This window comes from Pontibacter lucknowensis, assembly GCF_900156415.1.
GTDB classification, from domain to species: domain Bacteria; phylum Bacteroidota; class Bacteroidia; order Cytophagales; family Hymenobacteraceae; genus Pontibacter; species Pontibacter lucknowensis.
Genome location: NZ_FTNM01000001.1, coordinates 994,285 through 1,012,275, shown reverse-complemented (window position 1 = coordinate 1,012,275; position 17,991 = coordinate 994,285). Strand labels below are relative to the sequence as shown.

Sequence of the window (17,991 nt, the reverse complement as noted above, 5' to 3'; positions counted from 1 at the left end):
TTACTGAATGTATAGCAGAGATTCTTAACTTGAGGACAAACGAAAACGCGAGTTTGCGAGCGAAGCTTTCAGAGGGGTTTTCATAATGGCAGGTATAGCCAAAGCCAGATTAGCTTTTGAGCTGCTGTGGCAGATAACCGAAGTGCTTCTTGAAAGCCGATGTGAAGTGCGCAGCATATTTATACCCCAGCATAGTCGCAATATCCCCAATCTTAAGATCGCCTTGCAAGATCAGCTGCTTCGCCTGCTCCATTCTATAGTCATTCAGGTAACCGAATACAGTAGTGCCAAACACCTGCTTGAAGTGCTTTTTGAGGTAATACTCGTTAGTGCCCACCAAGTGCGCCAGCTCTACCAGCGAGTGTGGGTTCTCCAGGTTCTGTAGCAGGATGTCGCGGGCATGGTACATCTTTTCTACATCCGCGTCCTTCATTTTCAATTGTACCGGAGTAGTGCCCACCTGATCACACTGCTCCAATTGCAGCATCAGGAGTTCTACAACTTTCGCTTCTAAAAACATGCGTTTATAGTGGCCAGCATAAGGGCAGTTGATCAATTCATAAAGCAGTGTTCTTACTCTGGGAGTAATAGAGAGATTGGTCTGGCAGAGTTTTCCGGGGCTGAGGGCTGTGAGGCATTCGCGCAGCTGAAGTGCGGCAGGTGAACTGTCTTTGAGGTAACGCAGCAGGAATACTTTGGAGAGGTTAATAATAATGACCTCTAGCTCCTCTTCCGGTGCTATCTTTTTCTGCACAGACCTGTCACCGAAGTAAAGCAGGTTGTGCTGCTGATGATCAAAGCGGGCAAAGATCCTGTTGTCGTTCAGGGAAGTAACGGCACAGCGGCAGCGCAGCGAAAAGTGCATCTGTACAAAGTCCTGGCAGTTTTGATAGGTGAGTACCTTTATACCTTTCAGCTCGCATTGGGTGTAGCCGAAATAGATATCCTCAAAGTAAAATTCACGAAGCTGGCCGTTCCCTTCGCAACAGCTTCTATTAGAGAAAGCCTGCTCCTTTTCTATCAGAGTATCATCGGCACCACTAAATAGGGCATGATAGTAAGCCGCGTGCTCAGGTCCGGAAGTGCTTAAATCTTGCTCCATAATTTTCCCTTATATGATATAAGAATTCCCCCACTTGTAAGCGAAAGTGCTCGGGAGGTTATACTTTTGCGCAAGTTAAGTTTATTTAGACTATTTCTAAATAGTAAAAAACAAAATATTACGGCTGAACCGGAGGAAAGGAAGAGATCTTTCGCAGAGCCTGTATCAAAACGTTAACCTCAGCACAATAAGACATGTTAAAAAAATTACTGCTATGTATGCTCTTGCTAGTGACCACCATGGGAGCCAATGCCCAGGAGCTTCAGGTACTCGGGCAGGTAGTAGAACAAACCACAGGCACTGCGCTGCCAGGCGTGACAGTACGCGTGAAAGACACAAACCAAGCTACGACGACGAATAGCGATGGCGAGTTTAAACTGAAGGCCGCTGAAGGGCAGGTGCTTGTGTTCTCATACATTGGCTTTGCTTCCCGCGAATTGCCTGTAAATGGAGACGCGGGTTCTATGCAGGTACAGCTGCAGTCTGGTAACACCCAGTTATCAGAAGTGGTAGTAACAGGCGCATTAGGAATAAAGCGACCTGCCCGTGAACTGGGTACGGCCAGTGCGCAAGTCAACACAGCCGAGCTGAACCAGGGCAAAGTGGTGAACCCAATTCTTGGCTTGGCCAGTAAGGTGTCGGGCTTGCGCATCAACATGTTTGACAGCAAGGTGGACCCGGATGTGCAGGTAAACCTACGCGGTATACGCTCCCACACGGGCAATAACGCACCGCTTTATGTTGTAGACGGTGTACCTATACCTGATATCAACCGCCTGAATCCGAATGATATCGAGAGCATCAACGTGCTGAAGGGTGCAAACGCAGCAGCTGTTTACGGTTCTGATGGGGTGAATGGTGTATTGATGATCACCACCAAGAAGGGGCGGGCGGGCAGGCAACGCATAAATTTCTCCAATACCACCACTTTTGAGAAGATCTCCCGCCTGCCGGAGCAGCAGACAGAGTTCGGGCAAGGGCTGAACGGCATATACGACCCGCTGCAGTACCAGTCATGGGGACCTCGTTTTGACGGAGTGGTGCGGCCAGTGGGGCCCGCGCTGCCAGACGGTAGCCAGTGGGAACTGCCCTACAGCGCTAACCCCGACGGCAGAAAGGCTTTTTTCAATACCGGCATTACCACTCAAAACGACCTGTCCTTCTCAGGTGGCGACGACAAATCAACTTACTATTTCTCGCTGCAGGATGTACTGGTTAAAGGCATCATTGAAGGAGACAAGAATAGACGCTCAGGCGCCCGTTTCAACGGCTCCCGTTCCTTTGGCAAGCTGAGCACCAGCTACAACGTAAACTATGTGTTCAACAAAAGCGACGTGACACAGAGTGAGCCGTGGTCTACGGTATACCGTCTGCCGGCCAGCCTTCCTTTTGCCGACCTGAAGGACTGGGAAAACAACCTGTTCGTGAATCCGAACTACTGGTTCAGCACCAACCAGCCTAATCCGTTCTTTAATGCCGCCAACCAGCGCACAGTGAATGAGCAACAGACCCTGACCGGTAACATAGAGCTCAACTACGAAATTGCTCCCTGGATCAACGCCATCTACCGTTTGGGCCTTTATAACCGCAACAACGACATCCGCACCACAGTGGGCAAGTTTACTTACACCACCCCGGGCCGCACAAACATACCGGGCAGCGTGAACGACGCTTCCCAGGCGTTCAGAAGAATCAATAGCGATTTCATTCTTGACATGCACAAAGACTTCGGCAAGTTCAGTACCCGCTTGCTGTTGGGCAACAACGTGCGCACCGACGATAGCAAAGCCGTTAATCTGAGCGCCTCGGCGCTGGTAGTGCCTGGCCTGTTTAACCAGGACAATCGATTAGGGCAGCTTGGTGGCAAGTCCAGCATCAGCCAGAGAAGACAAGTGGCAGGCTTTGGGGAGTTTACGGCTGGCTACAATAACTACCTGTTCCTGACCTTGACTGGTCGCCAGGAAGCCGTGTCGGTGCTGAGCCCTGAAAACCGCAGTTATTTTTACCCGGGTGTGAGTTCGTCATTTGTGTTCAGCGATGCGATCGCTCCGCTTCGAAACAACAGTACGCTATCCTACGGCAAGGTATACGCCTCTTATAACAAGACCGGCAACGTAGTAGTAAACCCTTACCAGCTGCAGAACGTGTACAGCCAAACCAACGGCTTCCCATACGCAAACCTGCCGGGCTTCAGCCTGGGCACCTCTGATGCCAACCCGAACCTGAAGCCGGAATTTGTGACTTCCTTTGAAGTAGGTACGCAGCTGAGCTTTTTCCAGAACCGTCTCAACCTGGAGGCAGCCTATGTAGATGCCAGGACCACAGACGGTACCATTCTGGCTGATATCTCTGCCGGATCGGGCTTTACTTCGGCCTGGGTGAATGCCTTCAAAGCGAGCAACAAGATCATCGAACTGAACCTGAATGGGGATGTGATCCAGCGGGGTGAACTCGTATGGAATGTGGGCGCTAACCTGACGCACATCCAGAGCAAGGTGGAGGAGATTTACGGCGGCATTGACCAGCTGTTCCACTTCCGCCAGAACTACCTGATCGTGGGCAAGCCTTACAACAGCTACCTCTTCACAGACTACAAGCGCGACCCGCAAGGCAGGATCATTGTAGACCCGAGCACTGGCAACCCGGTAAGTGGCTCAGAGCTATACTATGGCGGTACCGGTACGCCGCCTTACCAGATCGGCCTCAACACCACCCTGCAATACAAAGGTCTGCAGCTGGGGGCGCAGTTTGACTGGCGCATGGGCGCCGTGGTATACACCGAGGCAGCAGCCCGCATGATCTCAGACGGTACCAGTCCGTTGACAACGCAGTATGGCCGTGAGCCCTTCGTGATCCCGAATTCTGTGATTGAGACTTCTCCGGGCGTGTTCACTCCAAACACCGAGATCCAGACCACAGGAGATCGCAACTACTGGGCGAACCACTATGCTACGGTGCAGTCGAACTATGCTGTGAGTGCGGATTTCTTCAAAATGCGAGAGTTGAGCCTGAGCTATACCTTGCCAAGCGGCTGGCTCGATGGGCAGAATCTGGTAAAAGAAGCGACCATCGGTTTTGTAGGACGCAACCTGTTCTCGGTTTGGGCAAAAGACAACATATACAATGATCCGGAATTTGTGTACGCTGGCGGAAGCAGCGAGGGCTACATGAGCTGGAGACATCTTCCTCCTGCCAGATCATTCGGTTTCAATGTAAATGTGACATTCTAAATAACATCATTCTTTATACTTAGAGATATGAAAAAAATATTATCCTTCCTCCTGATCGCCTTAGCAGGTACTGCATTTACCGCCTGCGACAGCTTCCTGGATACGAACGTGAACCCGAACGCACCGGTCGATGTGCCGGTAGAGCAGAAACTACCTAATGCGCTTGTGAAGACCGTGAACCTGGAGACAGGTGCCCTGAACCAGTTGGGCGCGGTGTGGGTAGGCTACTGGGCTAAAGCCACGGATGGCCCAGTCAATACATCGCTGTTCAGACTGGAAGAGACCTATGGTGTAGAGGCCATGTCGTTTGACCGTGACGGCCGTCCGATCTGGGAAGACAGCTATACCACGCTGGTGAACTACAAAGACATCGAAAACAGTGCCGCGGCCACCGGCGACCTGGCCTATGTAGGTATAGCGAAGATTATGCAGGGCTGGCACTTCATGCGCCTGGTAGACCTGTATAATAACGTGCCTTTCTCGGACGCACTGCAGGGCAGCACCAACGTAACGCCTAAATACGAAGACGGGCAGCAGGTATACGAGGGCGCCATCAACCTGATCACAGCAGGTATACAGGATATAAAAGCAGCAACGGCTTTGTCTAAAAAGCCGGTAACCGATGACGTGATCTTCAAAGGCAACCTGACACTCTGGGTGAAGTTTGCCAACACCATCAAGCTAAGAGCCCTGCTGCGTCAGTCTGAGGCCGGTAGAGAAGGCTATATTAACAGCGAGCTGGCCAGAATAAAGCAGGAGGGGAGCGGCTTCCTGGGAGCTGGCGAAAGTGCAATGGTGAACCCGGGCTACCAGATCACGGCAGGTATGCAGAACCCTTTCTGGGACGCTTACTACCGAAACCAGGCCGGAGCGCTTACCACCGGTTATAATACCCTGCGCCCTACGGCTTACCTGGTGCAGCAGTACAAAGAGCGCAACGACCCGCGTCTGCCGAAACTCTATCGCAGCGTAGCAGGCGATTATGTAGGCGTGCCATTGGGAGCCACCAGCGCTGACTATACCATGGCGAAGACTTCGGCTCTGCTTGGTCCAAACGAAAACGGCAACCAGCCGGCAGGTTTGCTAAAGAGCGCCCAGCAGCCATCGGTGCTGCTGTCTTCCTTTGAGAGCTTGTTCCTGCAGGCTGAAGCGGCCGAGAGAGGCTGGCTAACCGGTGCGCAGATGCTTTATGAAGAGGCCATCAAAGAGTCTTTCAGGTATATGCAGGTGCCTGCCACCGAATTTACTGCTTACAATGCGCAGCCATCTGTTAACTTTGCTTTAGCGCCTGATAAAATAGAGCGCATCATAGAACAGAAGTGGTTGGCGCTGAACAGCATCAGCAGCATCGAAGCCTGGAACGACTTCAGGAGACTGAACTACCTGAGCAGGTTGCCGCAGTCGCTGCAGAGCCCTTCGGCCGACCTGGATTTCAGGCCGCGACGACTGACATACCGTCAGTCGGAGGTATACACGAACAGTGACGAAGTGGCCAAACAAGGCGCGATTGACCCTTTCCGCTCGAGAGTATTTTGGAATAAGTAAAATAGATAGTAATATAATCAGTTCCCATGCCTCCTTCGCTCAAGAAGCGGAGGAGGTTTTTAGCTAATCTCTCATCATGAAAAAAAATCAGCAAAAATCAACCTGGCAGAAAGTGCGCAGCCTGTTTAATGACCTCCACCTGTGGATGGGTATAGCAAGCGGTATTATTCTATTTGTAGTCTGCCTGAGCGGCACGATCTATACCTTCAGCACCGAAATACAGGAGATGCTGGAGCCCGAAAAATTTACCGTGCAGGTCGAGAAAGGCGCAACACCCCTGGCAGCTGAGACGATCATGGCAAAAGTAGCAGCCGAAACAGGCGGTCAGGTAAGTGCCATCACCATACCTGCCGATGCCAGTCGCAGCTATACCTTGAATGTGAAGAAAGCCGAGCAGAAAGAAGGCGAGGGACGAGGCGGAGATGGTAAAAAACGTGGCGGTGAAGGCAAAGGTGCTGAAAAAGGCGGTGGCGAAAAAGCTGCTGAAGGCAAGAAGGGACCAGAAGGCGCTGTGGCAAAAGGCGGTCCTGCCGGCGGTGGTCCCGGTGGTGGCCGCGACCGTGGCACCAACTACTTGGTAAATCCATACACCGGCGCAGTACTGGGCACTACTGACGGACCTGCCTCAGAGTTTTTCATGTCGATGTTCCGCCTGCACCGCTGGTTGTTGCTTGACACCGAAGTTGGTCGTCCGATCGTAGGCTGGGCAACGGTTATCTTCACCCTGATCATCATCAGTGGTCTTGTAATCTGGTTCCCGCAGAAAGTGAAGAACTGGAGACAGGGCCTCAAGATCAAGTGGAGTGGCAACTGGAAGCGCATCAACCACGACCTGCACAACTCGCTTGGTTTCTACTCTTCGTTCCTGCTGCTGATCATGTCGCTCACAGGCCTTACCTGGTCCTTTGAGTGGTATAAGGAGGGCTTCTTTAAAGTGCTGGGCGTTACGCCACAGAAAGACCGCAAAGAAGAGCCGCTCTTTTCAAAAGTGCCAGCTGACCTATCGCAGACCGCTACACTAACCATTGCAGACTATGTAAAGTCAGCCGATCAGGTGCTGCCTTACGAGGGCGACTATCGCATTTCGCTGTCAACGGACTCGGCCGCTACTGTTTCCATCAACAAAAACAAAGTAGGTTTCTTCGCTCCGGCGGCATCAGACAGATTGCAGCTTGACCAGTACAGCGGTGAGGTGCTGAAGGCGGATATCTTTGCTGACAAAGCTTTTAACGAAAAGATCACTTCGTCCATCAAGCCGCTGCACGTGGGCAATGTGTACGGCACCTTCTCGAAGATACTATACTTTATCGCTTGCCTTGTCGCTACCAGTTTACCGGTAACCGGCACGATCATCTGGATCAACAAACTGCGCAAGAAGTCGAAGAAGGGCTCTATACCTGTGGCGAAAAGAGCTACTGCTTGATGACGTTAGCTTTGGAACAAATTCTCTGTCATTTCGAATGCAGTGAGAAATCTGCTACCTCTGACAAGGATGCACCAGGTTTCTCACTGCATTCGAAATGACATGCGTGACACTAAAACAAAAAAGGCTTCTCCGATCAGGGGAAGCCTTTTTTATTACGGGTTACTATACCTTAGCGCAGTCTGTCAACAGAGCGAACCAGGTCTTCGTCTTTCTTAATAAAGCGGTTAGCCAGGGCATTGAGCAGCAGCGCGAGTACCGGCATGTAGAAGCCCGCCTCATATGCACCCTCGTTGCCGGAAACCATAACATTCCCTACGTAGTTGGCATAGTAGAACGACGTACCGAACAGCGCCACCAATACCAATGTATTGATCAGACCGAACTTCATCTGGGTGATGCGGCTCTTGTACTGGAAGATCTCATAAAGCGCCACAGCTGCGGCAATGATGGCTAATATCCCAATGGCAATCGTGCTGGTGCCTGTTTGCGCACCGGCTTGCACGGCCTCACCCTGCTCGTTTATAGTCTGGAAAGACAGGTTCCAGGCAGTCAGTACAACTTCTTCACCAGACACGGCATCAACTTTGGACCAGAGCGGCAAAAACAACAAAGACACCATCGCGATCACGATCAGGGCCAGAAATACGGTTTGAATTCTTTGTATCATAAAGGGGTTAATTTAACTTGCAAAGAGATGCAAAATTAGACAAAGACCTGTAAAACAAAAATTGATGAGCACAGCTTATATAATTGATATAGTCAGAACACCCGTTGGCAAGTTTACCGGAGCACTCAGTAGCGTGCGCCCCGATGACATGGCTGCCTTTATTCTGAAGGAATTAATGGCCCGCAATCCGCAGGTAGACCCGAGCCTGATTGAGGACGTGGTACTGGGGGCTGCCAACCAAGCTGGTGAAGACAACCGCAACGTGGCCCGCATGGCGCTTCTGTTAGCCGGACTACCGCACGAGATTGGCGGCGTAACGGTTAACCGACTGTGTGCTTCAGGTTTGCAATCTATTATCGATGCAGGTCGGGCCATTACCTGCGGCGACGGTGATGTATACCTGGCTGGCGGCGTGGAGAGCATGACGCGTGCGCCTTTCGTGATGGCCAAAGCTGAAACTGCTTTTGCCCGAACTCCTGAGATTTATGACACTACGATTGGCTGGCGCTTTGTGAACAACACGCTTTCGTCGATGCACTATCCGCATACCATGGGCGAAACGGCCGAAAATGTGGCCGAGCGCTACGGTGTTTCACGTGAAGCACAGGATGAGTTTGCCCATAGTTCGCAGCTTAAGTACAAGGCCGCAGCTGAAGCCGGCAAGTTCAAAGACGAGATCATACCTATACCTGTACCGCAGCGCAAAGGCGACCCGATTATCTTCGACACCGACGAGCACCCACGCCTTTCTTCTGTTGAAAAACTAGGCACACTGGGCGCGGCTTTCAAGAAAGGCGGCACCGTAACGGCAGGAAATGCCTCTGGTATAAATGACGGCGCAGCAGCCTCCATTATCGTGAGTGAGGAAATCGTGAAGCGCTTCAACTTAAAACCAATGGCACGCATTTTGTCGGCGGCCGTGGCAGGCGTGGAGCCGGCGTACATGGGCATGGGCCCTGTGCCGGCTACTCTGAAAGCTCTGAAACGTGCAGGTCTCACCATCAATGACATCGGCTTAGCCGAGATAAACGAGGCTTTTGCGGCACAGGCTATACCTTGCGTGCAGGAGCTCGGCATCAATCCGGACATCGTGAACGTGAACGGCGGCTCCATCGCCATCGGTCACCCGCTTGGGGCCAGTGGTACTCGTATCTCGGCTACTTTGCTGCACGAGATGAAGCGCCGCGACAACGTGCGCTATGGTTTGGCCACGATGTGTGTGGGCGTAGGCCAGGGCGCGGCTATCATTTACGAAAAGCTTTAAAAAAACAATATACCTGATAGCCTTGCTAATCTATTGGTGCTTAGTAAGGTATAGCAAATTAACAATTGTGTAAGCCGATAGCCCGCATATTAAGCAAAGCAGCTGGAACGGTTAACCACTATTAAAGGTTGTAATCTACACGCATGACGTGCGATTAGACACTGACCGAAAAATTATGAAAAACACCTTTATTGGGGTGAACCTGATTCCTCAAAATGATGAGGAGAGATTACAGAAGCTGCAAGAGTTTGATATATTGAATACACCTCCAGAGGGTGCTTTCAATCACATAGCGGCGATGGCTGCCCGCATGTTTAATGTACCCATTGCCCTCGTTGCGTTGGTTGACTCAGAGCGCGTATGGTTTAAAGCCAATGTAGGTATGGAAGGCGTCGAGAATGTGAGTCGGGGCATCAGCTTATGTTCACTTGCCATTCTAAACGATGGTCCTACTGTATTTCCGGATGCCGTAAATGAACCTTGCTTGTTGGCAAATCCCTTGGTAACAGGCAATTTCGGTCTTCGCTTTTATGCGGGAGCTCCGTTGAGGACAGCCGAGGGGTATAATCTGGGTACGCTTTGCATCGTGGATAAACAGCCGCGCGAGTTTTCGGAAGCCGACCAGAAAGTGCTTAGTCAGCTGGCGGCCATTGTGATGGATGAAATAGAACTGCGCTACCTCCGTAAAAAGGTAGTGGAAGACCCTGTAGCTTAATTTAATTTATTCCGAACATTTTAAACCCGCAGACCTCCAAAGGCCTGCGGGTTTATTTTTTTATCTTTGTCGTATGCGCTACTTCTTAGAAATCGCCTACGACGGCACCCGTTTTCATGGCTGGCAGACTCAGCCCAACGCCCTTTCGGTGCAGGAGGTGCTCGAAGATTGCCTGAGCAAAGTACTGCGGCAGCCTATCAGTACGACAGGCAGTGGCCGCACCGACACAGGCGTGCATGCGAGTCAGCAGTTCGCGCACTTTGATGTGGCGCAGGAGCTGAACCCTGAGCACATGGTCTACCGCTTCAATCGCCTGTTGCCCGATGATATTGTAGCGAAGAACCTATACCTGGTCACCGACGAGGCCCATGCCCGCTTCGACGCTTTTGAACGGACTTATCACTATCACATCACCTTAGCCAAGAACCCATTTACACGATACTACGCCACCTACCTGCCGCGTTCTGTGGATGTGGAGCAGATGAATGAAGCGGCCACTGTTTTGCTTCGTTACGAGGATTTTACGACCTTTAGCAAAGTGAAAGGCGATACTAAGCACTACCGCTGCAACATTTACGAGGCCGTGTGGCGCCAGCAAGGCGACGAGCTTGTCTTCACGATCCGGGCCAACCGCTTCTTGCGGGGCATGGTGCGGCTGGTGGTAGGCACGTTGCTGGATGTAGGTCGCGGCAAGCTTACAGTGACGGATTTTGAGCGTATCGTGGCTGGTCAGGACCGCAGCAAGGCCAGCGGGGCAGCACCCTCAGAGGGGCTATACCTGGCCAAGGTGACGTATCCGGAGCATATATTCAAGACATCACCCAAAACAAACCCTTTATAGCATGCAATTACCAGAAGACCAAAACGGTCCCCATCTAAACGGCAAGCACCTGCGCCCCGAAAGTTTAATGATGAGCTACGGGTACAACCCAGAGTGGTCAGAAATGGCCGTGAAGGCGCCGATTTATCAGACGTCTACTTTCGTTTTCAAGAACGCGGAGGAGGGCAAGGCATTTTTTGAACTAGCATATGGCCTGCGTGAGAAGCACGCCGAAGAGCAGCTTGGCCTGATCTACAGCCGCCTCAACAACCCCGACCTTGAAATACTCGAAAACCGCCTCCGCTTCTGGGACGGCGCTGAAGAAGCTGCCGTGTTCGCCAGCGGCATGGCCGCCATCAGCACCACGCTTTTAGCCCTGCTCAAGCCGGGCGACCTGATTTTGCACAGCGAGCCTATATACGGCGGTTCTGATTACTACATCAAAAACATTCTGCCGAAGTTCGGCGTGAAAAGTATGGGTTTCCGTGCTAACACTCCGATTGAAGAGGTAGAGCAAATGCTGGAGGAGTCAGGTATGGCCGACAAACTGGCGATGGTTTACATTGAAACACCAGCCAACCCAACCAACCACCTGGTCGATATTGAGGCATGTGCTGCTATGGCCAAGAAGCACTCAACTGCCGACAAGAAAGTGGTCGTTGCCGTGGACAACACATTCCTGGGCCCGGTGTTCTCGCATCCGCTTAAGCACGGCGCCGACCTCGTGTTATACTCTGCCACCAAATACATCGGCGGCCACTCCGACCTGATCGCGGGTGCCTGCGCCGGCCCTGCCGACCTGATGAAGCAAGTAAAAGGCATGCGTACGTTCATGGGTTCCATGGCTAGCCCGTGGACCGGCTGGATGCTGATGCGAAGCCTCGAGACGCTGAAAATCCGCATGGAGTGCCAGGCTCGTGGCGCCGAAGTAGTAGCTTCATACCTGCAAGAGCACCCGAAAGTAGATAAGATTTACTTCCTGGGCTACCTGAAGGACAATCCGCAGCAACAGGCCATTTATGACAAGCAGTGCAAAGCGGCGGGTTCCATGATTTCGTTCGACATCAAAGGCGGCGAGAAAGAAGCTTTCACGTTCCTGAACAACCTGAAGCTGATCAAGTTGGCTGTGAGCCTCGGCGGTACTGAGTCGCTGGCTGAGCACCCTGCTTCCATGACGCACTCTGATATCTGTCTGGCCGACCGCGCCGTAATGGGTATTGGCGAGGGCATGATTCGTATCTCAGTAGGTGTGGAGCACCCGGAGGATATTATCTCTGACATTGCGCAGGCGCTCGAGAAAGTAGCAATACCTGTGGAAGCGGAGGTATAGGTATAAGCCCCCACCCAAGCCCTCCCCTGAAAACAGGGGAGGGCTTTTTTATGCCTTTTAGGTCATTGTTGTTTTGACAATGGTGCCTGATAAATCCCGAAAATCCTGATGCAAAAACCATTAACTTTGCAGGCGGTTAGCATGTAGTACTCGTAGGGATATAGCTGGAGAACAGGGGAGCGTTGTTTGGTGTACCGGGCTGATATGTGATTTATTCCATAGCTTCCGTGCGACAAGGAGAGGTTAGGGGTGGTAGGATACGGTATTTGAGAAAATCCCAAAAATCCTCCTCAAATAACAGAAACAGAAAAACAAACTTGGAAGATAAACCACAAAATACAGGCAAGGTATTCGATGCGGACGTCATAAAGCGGCTCTTCACCTTTGTGAAGCCCTACCTGAAGACGTTCTACTTCATCGTGTTCCTGACCTTCGCTTCGGCCATATTGGCTGCGGTGCGTCCTTTCCTGATCCAGTATACCGTCGACAACGAGATTCTGCAGAACGACTGGGAGGGCCTGAACAAGATGTTTGTGATTTTGGCCGTGCTCTTAGTAGGGCACGCTATTGTGCAGTACCTCCATACCTATTTCGCGGGTTGGCTGGGGCAGCATGTCGTGCGCGACATCCGGGTACAACTCTACCGCCACATCCTTAACCTGCGACTTAAGTTCTTCGACCGCACACCCATTGGTACGCTCGTAACCCGCAACGTGTCCGACGTGGAAACGCTCTCTGATGTTTTCAGTGAAGGCCTGGCAGCCATGATTGGCGATATCCTGCAGCTGGTCTTCATTCTCGGTTTCATGTTCTACATCGATTGGGAGTTGGCATTAGTCAGTTTGTCCACGTTCCCGATTATGCTCGTGAGTACCTATATTTTCAAGGAGAAGATAAAAGACACCTTTCAGGATGTGCGGACGGCCGTAGCGCGGCTCAACTCTTTTGTACAGGAGCACATCACGGGTATGAGCATCGTGCAGATCTTCAACAACGAGAAGCGCGAGATGGAGAAGTTCAAGGAGATCAACAAGGAGCATACCCGTGCCAACGTACGCTCTGTGCTTTACTACTCGGTTTACTTCCCGGTGGCGGAGATTATTGGTGCGGCAGGTCTTGGTTTGCTGGTGTGGTACGGTGCCCACGGCGTGATTGACAATGATGTGTCGCTGGGTACGCTGATGGCCTTTATTCTCTACATACAGATGTTCTTCCGGCCGATTCGCATGATTGCTGACCGCTTCAATACCCTGCAGCTTGGCGTGGTAAGTACCGAGCGTCTCATGCGCCTGCTCGACAGCAAAGAGATGATTCCGGATAATGGCAGCTACGCACCGGAGAAGATCAAGGGTAACGTGAATTTCAAGGACGTTTGGTTTGCCTACAAGGACGAGGACTGGGTACTGCGTAATATCTCATTGGATGTGAAAGCGGGCGAATCAGTAGCTTTTGTAGGTGCTACGGGTGCGGGAAAGACGTCGGTTATCAACTTGCTCAACCGCTTCTACGAGATCAACAGTGGCCAGATTCTGATTGACGGGCACGATATCAAAGAATATAATTTGGATGTCTTGCGCCATCACATAGGCGTGGTGCTGCAGGATGTATTCCTGTTCTCAGGCACCATCGCCGACAATATCAGCCTGGGTAACAAAGCTATCACCGAAGAGCAGATGTGGCACGCCGCCGATCTGGTGGGCGCCCGTAAGTTCATTGAGCGACTGCCGGGTGGGCTGCACTATCAGGTAATGGAACGTGGGGCTACCTTATCAGTAGGCCAGCGCCAACTCATTTCCTTTGTACGGGCCATGGTCTATAATCCGGAGATTATCATTCTGGACGAAGCCACTTCCAGCGTCGACTCTGAAACTGAAGAACTGATTCAGTACGCCATCGACCAGCTCATGCATGGGCGTACGTCCATCGTCATCGCTCACCGCCTGTCTACTATCCAAAAGGCGGACAAGATAATCGTGATGGACCGGGGCGAGATAAAAGAAATGGGGAACCACGAGGAACTGCTGCGCCACGAGGGTTACTATGCCCAACTCTACCACATGCAGTATAAAAACATGATCGATCTATGAACAAGAAATTCTTGTTAGTAATGGCGGTGCTAGCCGTTATTGTGGGGGCTTTTTACGCCTATTTAGGAGGTTTCAGCTCAGCACAAGTGACCGAAGTTAGCTCGGAGCAGCTCTACATGGCAGGCCGTTCTTTCAAAGGCTCAGTAAACGACAATGCCATCAATGACGCTTTCAGGAGAGCTGCCGAGGTACTTGACAAAAAAGAGCTGGAAGGTATGCTGGGCAACATCTACTACAACAACCCGGAAGGTCGGGCTGATAGTGTGGATGCGTTTATTGGAGTGGTTATACCTGACAGCTCGGTACAGTTGCCAGCTGATTACGAACTGCGGGTAGTACCGGGTGGCCGCCGTGCCCTGCGCGGTGAAGTAAACGCCCATTACATGCTTTCACCTAACAAACTCTACGAAGCCATTTTTAACTACGCCGAAGAGAAGAGTCTGGAACTGGAGACCTTCTACGTAGAGTGGTTTCCGGAGGACCACCAAGGTATAGTGGAGGTCCCTGTAAAGGAGTAGCTTGCAAGTATAGATTATCTCTATATCTTTGGTGATAGGGGAGTGGCTATGCCTTTCCCCGTGGAACGATAGCAGCAAAACAAATTGGGCAAAAAGGCAGAGGCAAAAAAGGAGCTGATACTAGAGGCAGCCAAGTCAGTGTTTGGCAGGCTGGGATACAGCAAAGCCACGCTGGACGATATTGCCCATGCCATCGGGCTCAAGAAACCGACACTCTATTACTACTACAAGAGCAAGGAAGTCCTTTTCATCGAGGCTTTTTCGCAGGAGTGGAAGGATAGTCTGTACCGTATCAAGAAAATAGCCGAACAGGAAAAAGATCCGCGTGAACGCCTGTTACGCTACATCCGCTCCTCGTTGCGTTATTATCAGGAGATCGTAACACAACACACCATCTCCATTAAGGTGCTCATCGAGACCCGCACCATGTTTCAGGAGCTTTTCAGGGAATCACGGGCCAAAGAGTCAAACTTTTACGCCACGGTCATCAAAGAAGGTATAGCCAGCGGTACTTTCATAGAATGCGAAGCCGATCGGGTGGCTTATTCTATCATGGTGGTCAAAGACCTGATTCAGTTTGAAGAATTCCAGCGGGCTCAGTTTCACAACCTGCCCTCCATTGATTTTGAGAAGATAGAGCGGGAAGTGCTGTACACTGTCAATCTGATTCTGGAAGGTATACGGGTGAAGGTATAAGAGTCAGGAGATAAAAGCTATTAAAGTAATAATGCCCCAACTTAAGCAAGCATCTTAGGTTGGGGCATTGTTGTAGCAGCCCTGTCAGGGCTTAAAAGTTCCGTGAGAAGGAGTGGTGGGTTTGGGTAGCCGGCTTCCCCGAAATGTGGGGGCTACTCCTGCGGGTGATTGGCTTTGTATTCTTCCAACTTGGCCTTCAATGCGTCCACATCGGCGTGATGACCTTTGGCTACTTCAGCTGCATCGAGTTCGATGAGCATGTTTTGCATTTGTTTCAGGTAGGCAGCTTTGTCTTTTTTGAGGCACCCTTTGTGATTGTCTTTGCAGGCGCCATTCTCGTCCATGGGCTTGAACATACTGCCCTCACCATAAATAAGCCACTGCGTGTTCAGGTCATGAAAGTTCTTTACAATGCCCACTAGTTCATCGAGCATGTAGTTTTTGCCACAAAGGATGTTCGAAAGCACCTCTTCGCTGCTGCCCGTCATCTCGAGAAGCTGTGGCATTTCGAGTTCTTTGATGCTGGTGTAAAAACGGAACCTTTTACCGATTTGCTGTATGTCAATAGCCATAGATAGAGATTTATGAGGTCATATAAACTTGCTATACGTACCTATAACAGTTTCTGTATCAAAAAATTCCCCAAGTTATTGACGATTGTGCGGTAAGGCATTGGTTTTCAGTTGCAAACCGAGCTGATAGTCTAAAGCTACTGAGAGTCCTCCGCTTGTAGTTGGCGCTCATACAACACCTTATACAAGCCCTGTTGCTGTATCAATTCTTCGTGTGTACCGTGCTGCACAATCTCCCCGTCTTCCAGTACCAGAATCTTATCCGCGAGCTTTACGGATGATACCCGATGCGAAATGATAATCGAAGTACGGTTAGCCATGATACGACGCAGGCTGTTAAGGATGGCGTTTTCCGTTTTGGTGTCCACAGCCGAAAGCGAGTCGTCGAGGATTAGGATACTTGGCTCCCGCACCAGCGCACGTGCTATCGAGACACGCTGCTTCTGACCGCCCGAAAGGGTAATTCCCCGTTCACCCAGTTTCGTGTCAAACTGCTCCGGGAAGCGCATGATGTTTTCGTACACATCGGCGTCCTTAGCCGACTGCACCATCTGCTCCTCCGTGATGCTCGGCAAACCGAAGCCGATGTTGTTGCGGATGGAGTCGGAGAAGAGGAACACGTCCTGCGGCACGTAGCCGATCTGGCTGCGCAGGCTCTCCAGGTTGTAATCGCGCACATCGATGCCGTCGATCAGGATGCGGCCGCCCGTTACGTCGTACATGCGCGGCAGGAGGTTGGCGATCGTGCTTTTGCCCGAGCCGGTGTTGCCGATTACGGCGAGGGTTTCGCCATGCTTGATGTCAAACGACACGTTTTTCAGGGCATGTATACCGGTATCAGGGTATACAAAGTCAACGTTCTCAAAAACGATATCGCCCTCGATCGGCTTCCGGATATTCTCGCGCGACACAATATCATTTTTCGTATTCAGAAACTCATTAATACGAGCCTGCGATGCGGCGGCTCGCTGCACCAGGCTGGCCGTCCAGCCCAAGGAGGTAACAGGCCAGGTGAGCATGTTCACGTATATGATAAACTCGGCAATGTTACCTGTCGTGATACTGCCGTTCATCACTTCCTGACCACCGATGTATACCGTAATGATCGTGCTCAGGCCCACCAGAAACAGCACCAGCGGGAAGAAGAGAGAGTTTACAAAGTTGAGTTCCAGCGACTTGTCTTTGTAGTTGTTGCTGGCTTTGGTGAAGTTGTTATGCGAGTCGTCCTCCCGCACAAAGGACTTGAGCACCCGTATACCTGAAAAAGCCTCCTGCACGAATGTCGTTATGCCTGAGAGGCTGCGCTGTATCTCGTCAGACTTGCGCTCGATGATGTTGTTGACGTAATAAATGCTGATGGCCAGAACAGGCAACGGAATCAAGGTATAGAGCGTGAGCTTCACGTTCACCGACAGCATGTACGGGATCACCATCAGAAAAAGAATCACGAGGTTAATGCCGTACATAATCGCCGGCCCGAGGTACATGCGTACCCGGCTCACATCCTCAGAGATGCGCGACATCAGGTCGCCGGTGTTGTTTTTGCGGTAGAAGCTCAGCGGCAGGCTCTGGTAGTGCTCATAAATCTCATTTTTGAGGTCGTTCTCGATCAGGCGACTCATCACAATGATCGTCTGCCGCACAAAAAACAGAAAAAGTCCCCTTAGCAAAGCCATCACCAGAATGACTACCCCATACACCAGTATGCTGCTGGCAAAGGTGTCGTAAACTGTTTCCTGCTGCGCCATACCCTCAAAAAGGTTGTGCAGGTTGATACCCTCCTTGATCAGGTTGAAGGCGTGACGCACCACCTGGGCAGGCAGAATCTGGAAAAAGTTGGATATGATGATGAATACCAGGCCCCACAGGAGACGGTATTTATACTTGAGGAGATATTTATTGAGATAACGGAGTGATTTCACAGCAAGAAGATGAAGCTCAGAGGCTTTTACGTAGACTTAGAAGGTACAAATTGAATTAATCAAAAAAAGAATTAATTTTGCAGCACGAAAAACGGGG

General features: G+C 51.2%; 14 protein-coding genes. 10 read left to right on the top strand and 4 right to left on the bottom strand.

The window, feature by feature from the left end; genetic code table 11:
- Positions 1–109 precede the first annotated feature (109 nt).
- Positions 110–1,102, bottom strand: a complete 993-nt coding sequence (locus tag BW972_RS04525; protein WP_007653023.1) for an AraC family transcriptional regulator — start codon at positions 1,100–1,102, stop codon at positions 110–112.
- Between the two features lie 194 nt (positions 1,103–1,296).
- On the opposite strand from BW972_RS04525, the gene BW972_RS04520 reads away from it, so the two are divergent.
- The 3 genes from BW972_RS04520 (at position 1,297) to BW972_RS04510 (ending at position 7,300) form a co-directional block, all read left to right on the top strand.
- A complete protein-coding gene (locus BW972_RS04520; RefSeq protein WP_076421281.1) occupies positions 1,297–4,332 on the top strand; it encodes a SusC/RagA family TonB-linked outer membrane protein in 3,036 nt (1,011 codons plus the stop codon).
- 27 nt (positions 4,333–4,359) lie between these two features.
- The gene (locus tag BW972_RS04515) at positions 4,360–5,877 is read left to right on the top strand and encodes a SusD/RagB family nutrient-binding outer membrane lipoprotein (protein ID WP_076421280.1); all 1,518 of its coding nucleotides are present in this window, start codon (positions 4,360–4,362) and stop codon (positions 5,875–5,877) included.
- 76 nt (positions 5,878–5,953) lie between these two features.
- A complete protein-coding gene (locus tag BW972_RS04510) occupies positions 5,954–7,300 on the top strand; it encodes a PepSY-associated TM helix domain-containing protein (RefSeq protein WP_076421279.1) in 1,347 nt (448 codons plus the stop codon).
- A 172-nt stretch (positions 7,301–7,472) separates the two neighbouring features.
- Here the strand turns inward: BW972_RS04510 and BW972_RS04505 are convergent, their stop codons facing one another.
- The gene (locus tag BW972_RS04505) at positions 7,473–7,970 is read right to left on the bottom strand and encodes a DUF4293 domain-containing protein (RefSeq protein ID WP_076421278.1); all 498 of its coding nucleotides are present in this window, start codon (positions 7,968–7,970) and stop codon (positions 7,473–7,475) included.
- Positions 7,971–8,034: 64 nt separating this feature from the next.
- Here BW972_RS04505 and BW972_RS04500 point away from each other — a divergent pair, with 64 nt between their 5' ends.
- The 7 genes from BW972_RS04500 (at position 8,035) to BW972_RS04470 (ending at position 15,400) form a co-directional block, all read left to right on the top strand.
- A complete protein-coding gene (locus tag BW972_RS04500; protein ID WP_007653018.1) occupies positions 8,035–9,234 on the top strand; it encodes an acetyl-CoA C-acyltransferase in 1,200 nt (399 codons plus the stop codon).
- Between the two features lie 175 nt (positions 9,235–9,409).
- A complete protein-coding gene (locus BW972_RS04495; protein ID WP_007653017.1) occupies positions 9,410–9,949 on the top strand; it encodes a GAF domain-containing protein in 540 nt (179 codons plus the stop codon).
- Between the two features lie 73 nt (positions 9,950–10,022).
- On the top strand, positions 10,023–10,790 hold the full coding sequence (truA, locus tag BW972_RS04490; RefSeq protein ID WP_007653016.1) for a tRNA pseudouridine(38-40) synthase TruA: 768 nt from the start codon (positions 10,023–10,025) through the stop codon (positions 10,788–10,790).
- 1 nt (position 10,791) lies between these two features.
- Positions 10,792–12,099 (top strand): cystathionine gamma-synthase family protein, encoded by a 1,308-nt coding sequence (locus BW972_RS04485; RefSeq protein WP_040573481.1) that lies wholly within the window; start codon positions 10,792–10,794, stop codon positions 12,097–12,099.
- A gap of 317 nt (positions 12,100–12,416) precedes the next feature.
- Positions 12,417–14,186, top strand: coding sequence for an ABC transporter ATP-binding protein (locus BW972_RS04480; protein ID WP_007653013.1), 1,770 nt, complete (start codon positions 12,417–12,419; stop codon positions 14,184–14,186).
- Positions 14,183–14,704 carry a GyrI-like domain-containing protein gene (locus BW972_RS04475; protein ID WP_076421277.1) on the top strand — a complete coding sequence of 174 codons (522 nt, stop codon included), beginning with the start codon at positions 14,183–14,185 and terminating at the stop codon, positions 14,702–14,704. Before BW972_RS04480 ends, BW972_RS04475 begins: the two co-directional genes overlap by 4 nt.
- Positions 14,705–14,788: 84 nt before the next feature.
- Positions 14,789–15,400, top strand: coding sequence for a TetR/AcrR family transcriptional regulator (locus BW972_RS04470; RefSeq protein ID WP_007653009.1), 612 nt, complete (start codon positions 14,789–14,791; stop codon positions 15,398–15,400).
- A gap of 152 nt (positions 15,401–15,552) precedes the next feature.
- On the opposite strand, the gene BW972_RS04465 is transcribed toward BW972_RS04470, so the two are convergent.
- On the bottom strand, positions 15,553–15,972 hold the full coding sequence (locus BW972_RS04465; RefSeq protein WP_007653007.1) for a hypothetical protein: 420 nt from the start codon (positions 15,970–15,972) through the stop codon (positions 15,553–15,555).
- A gap of 137 nt (positions 15,973–16,109) precedes the next feature.
- Complete coding sequence (locus BW972_RS04460; RefSeq protein ID WP_076421276.1) at positions 16,110–17,894, bottom strand: ABC transporter ATP-binding protein; 1,785 nt, start codon at positions 17,892–17,894, stop codon at positions 16,110–16,112.
- Positions 17,895–17,991: the final 97 nt, after the last annotated feature.

Coding starts and splice junctions, on each gene's coding strand:
- BW972_RS04525 (WP_007653023.1), bottom strand. CDS start 1,102: ATGGAGCAAGATTTAAGCACTTCCGGACCTGAGCACGCGGCTTACTAT.
- BW972_RS04520 (WP_076421281.1), top strand. CDS start 1,297: ATGTTAAAAAAATTACTGCTATGTATGCTCTTGCTAGTGACCACCATG.
- BW972_RS04515 (WP_076421280.1), top strand. CDS start 4,360: ATGAAAAAAATATTATCCTTCCTCCTGATCGCCTTAGCAGGTACTGCA.
- BW972_RS04510 (WP_076421279.1), top strand. CDS start 5,954: ATGAAAAAAAATCAGCAAAAATCAACCTGGCAGAAAGTGCGCAGCCTG.
- BW972_RS04505 (WP_076421278.1), bottom strand. CDS start 7,970: ATGATACAAAGAATTCAAACCGTATTTCTGGCCCTGATCGTGATCGCG.
- BW972_RS04500 (WP_007653018.1), top strand. CDS start 8,035: ATGAGCACAGCTTATATAATTGATATAGTCAGAACACCCGTTGGCAAG.
- BW972_RS04495 (WP_007653017.1), top strand. CDS start 9,410: ATGAAAAACACCTTTATTGGGGTGAACCTGATTCCTCAAAATGATGAG.
- truA (WP_007653016.1), top strand. CDS start 10,023: ATGCGCTACTTCTTAGAAATCGCCTACGACGGCACCCGTTTTCATGGC.
- BW972_RS04485 (WP_040573481.1), top strand. CDS start 10,792: ATGCAATTACCAGAAGACCAAAACGGTCCCCATCTAAACGGCAAGCAC.
- BW972_RS04475 (WP_076421277.1), top strand. CDS start 14,183: ATGAACAAGAAATTCTTGTTAGTAATGGCGGTGCTAGCCGTTATTGTG.
- BW972_RS04465 (WP_007653007.1), bottom strand. CDS start 15,972: ATGGCTATTGACATACAGCAAATCGGTAAAAGGTTCCGTTTTTACACC.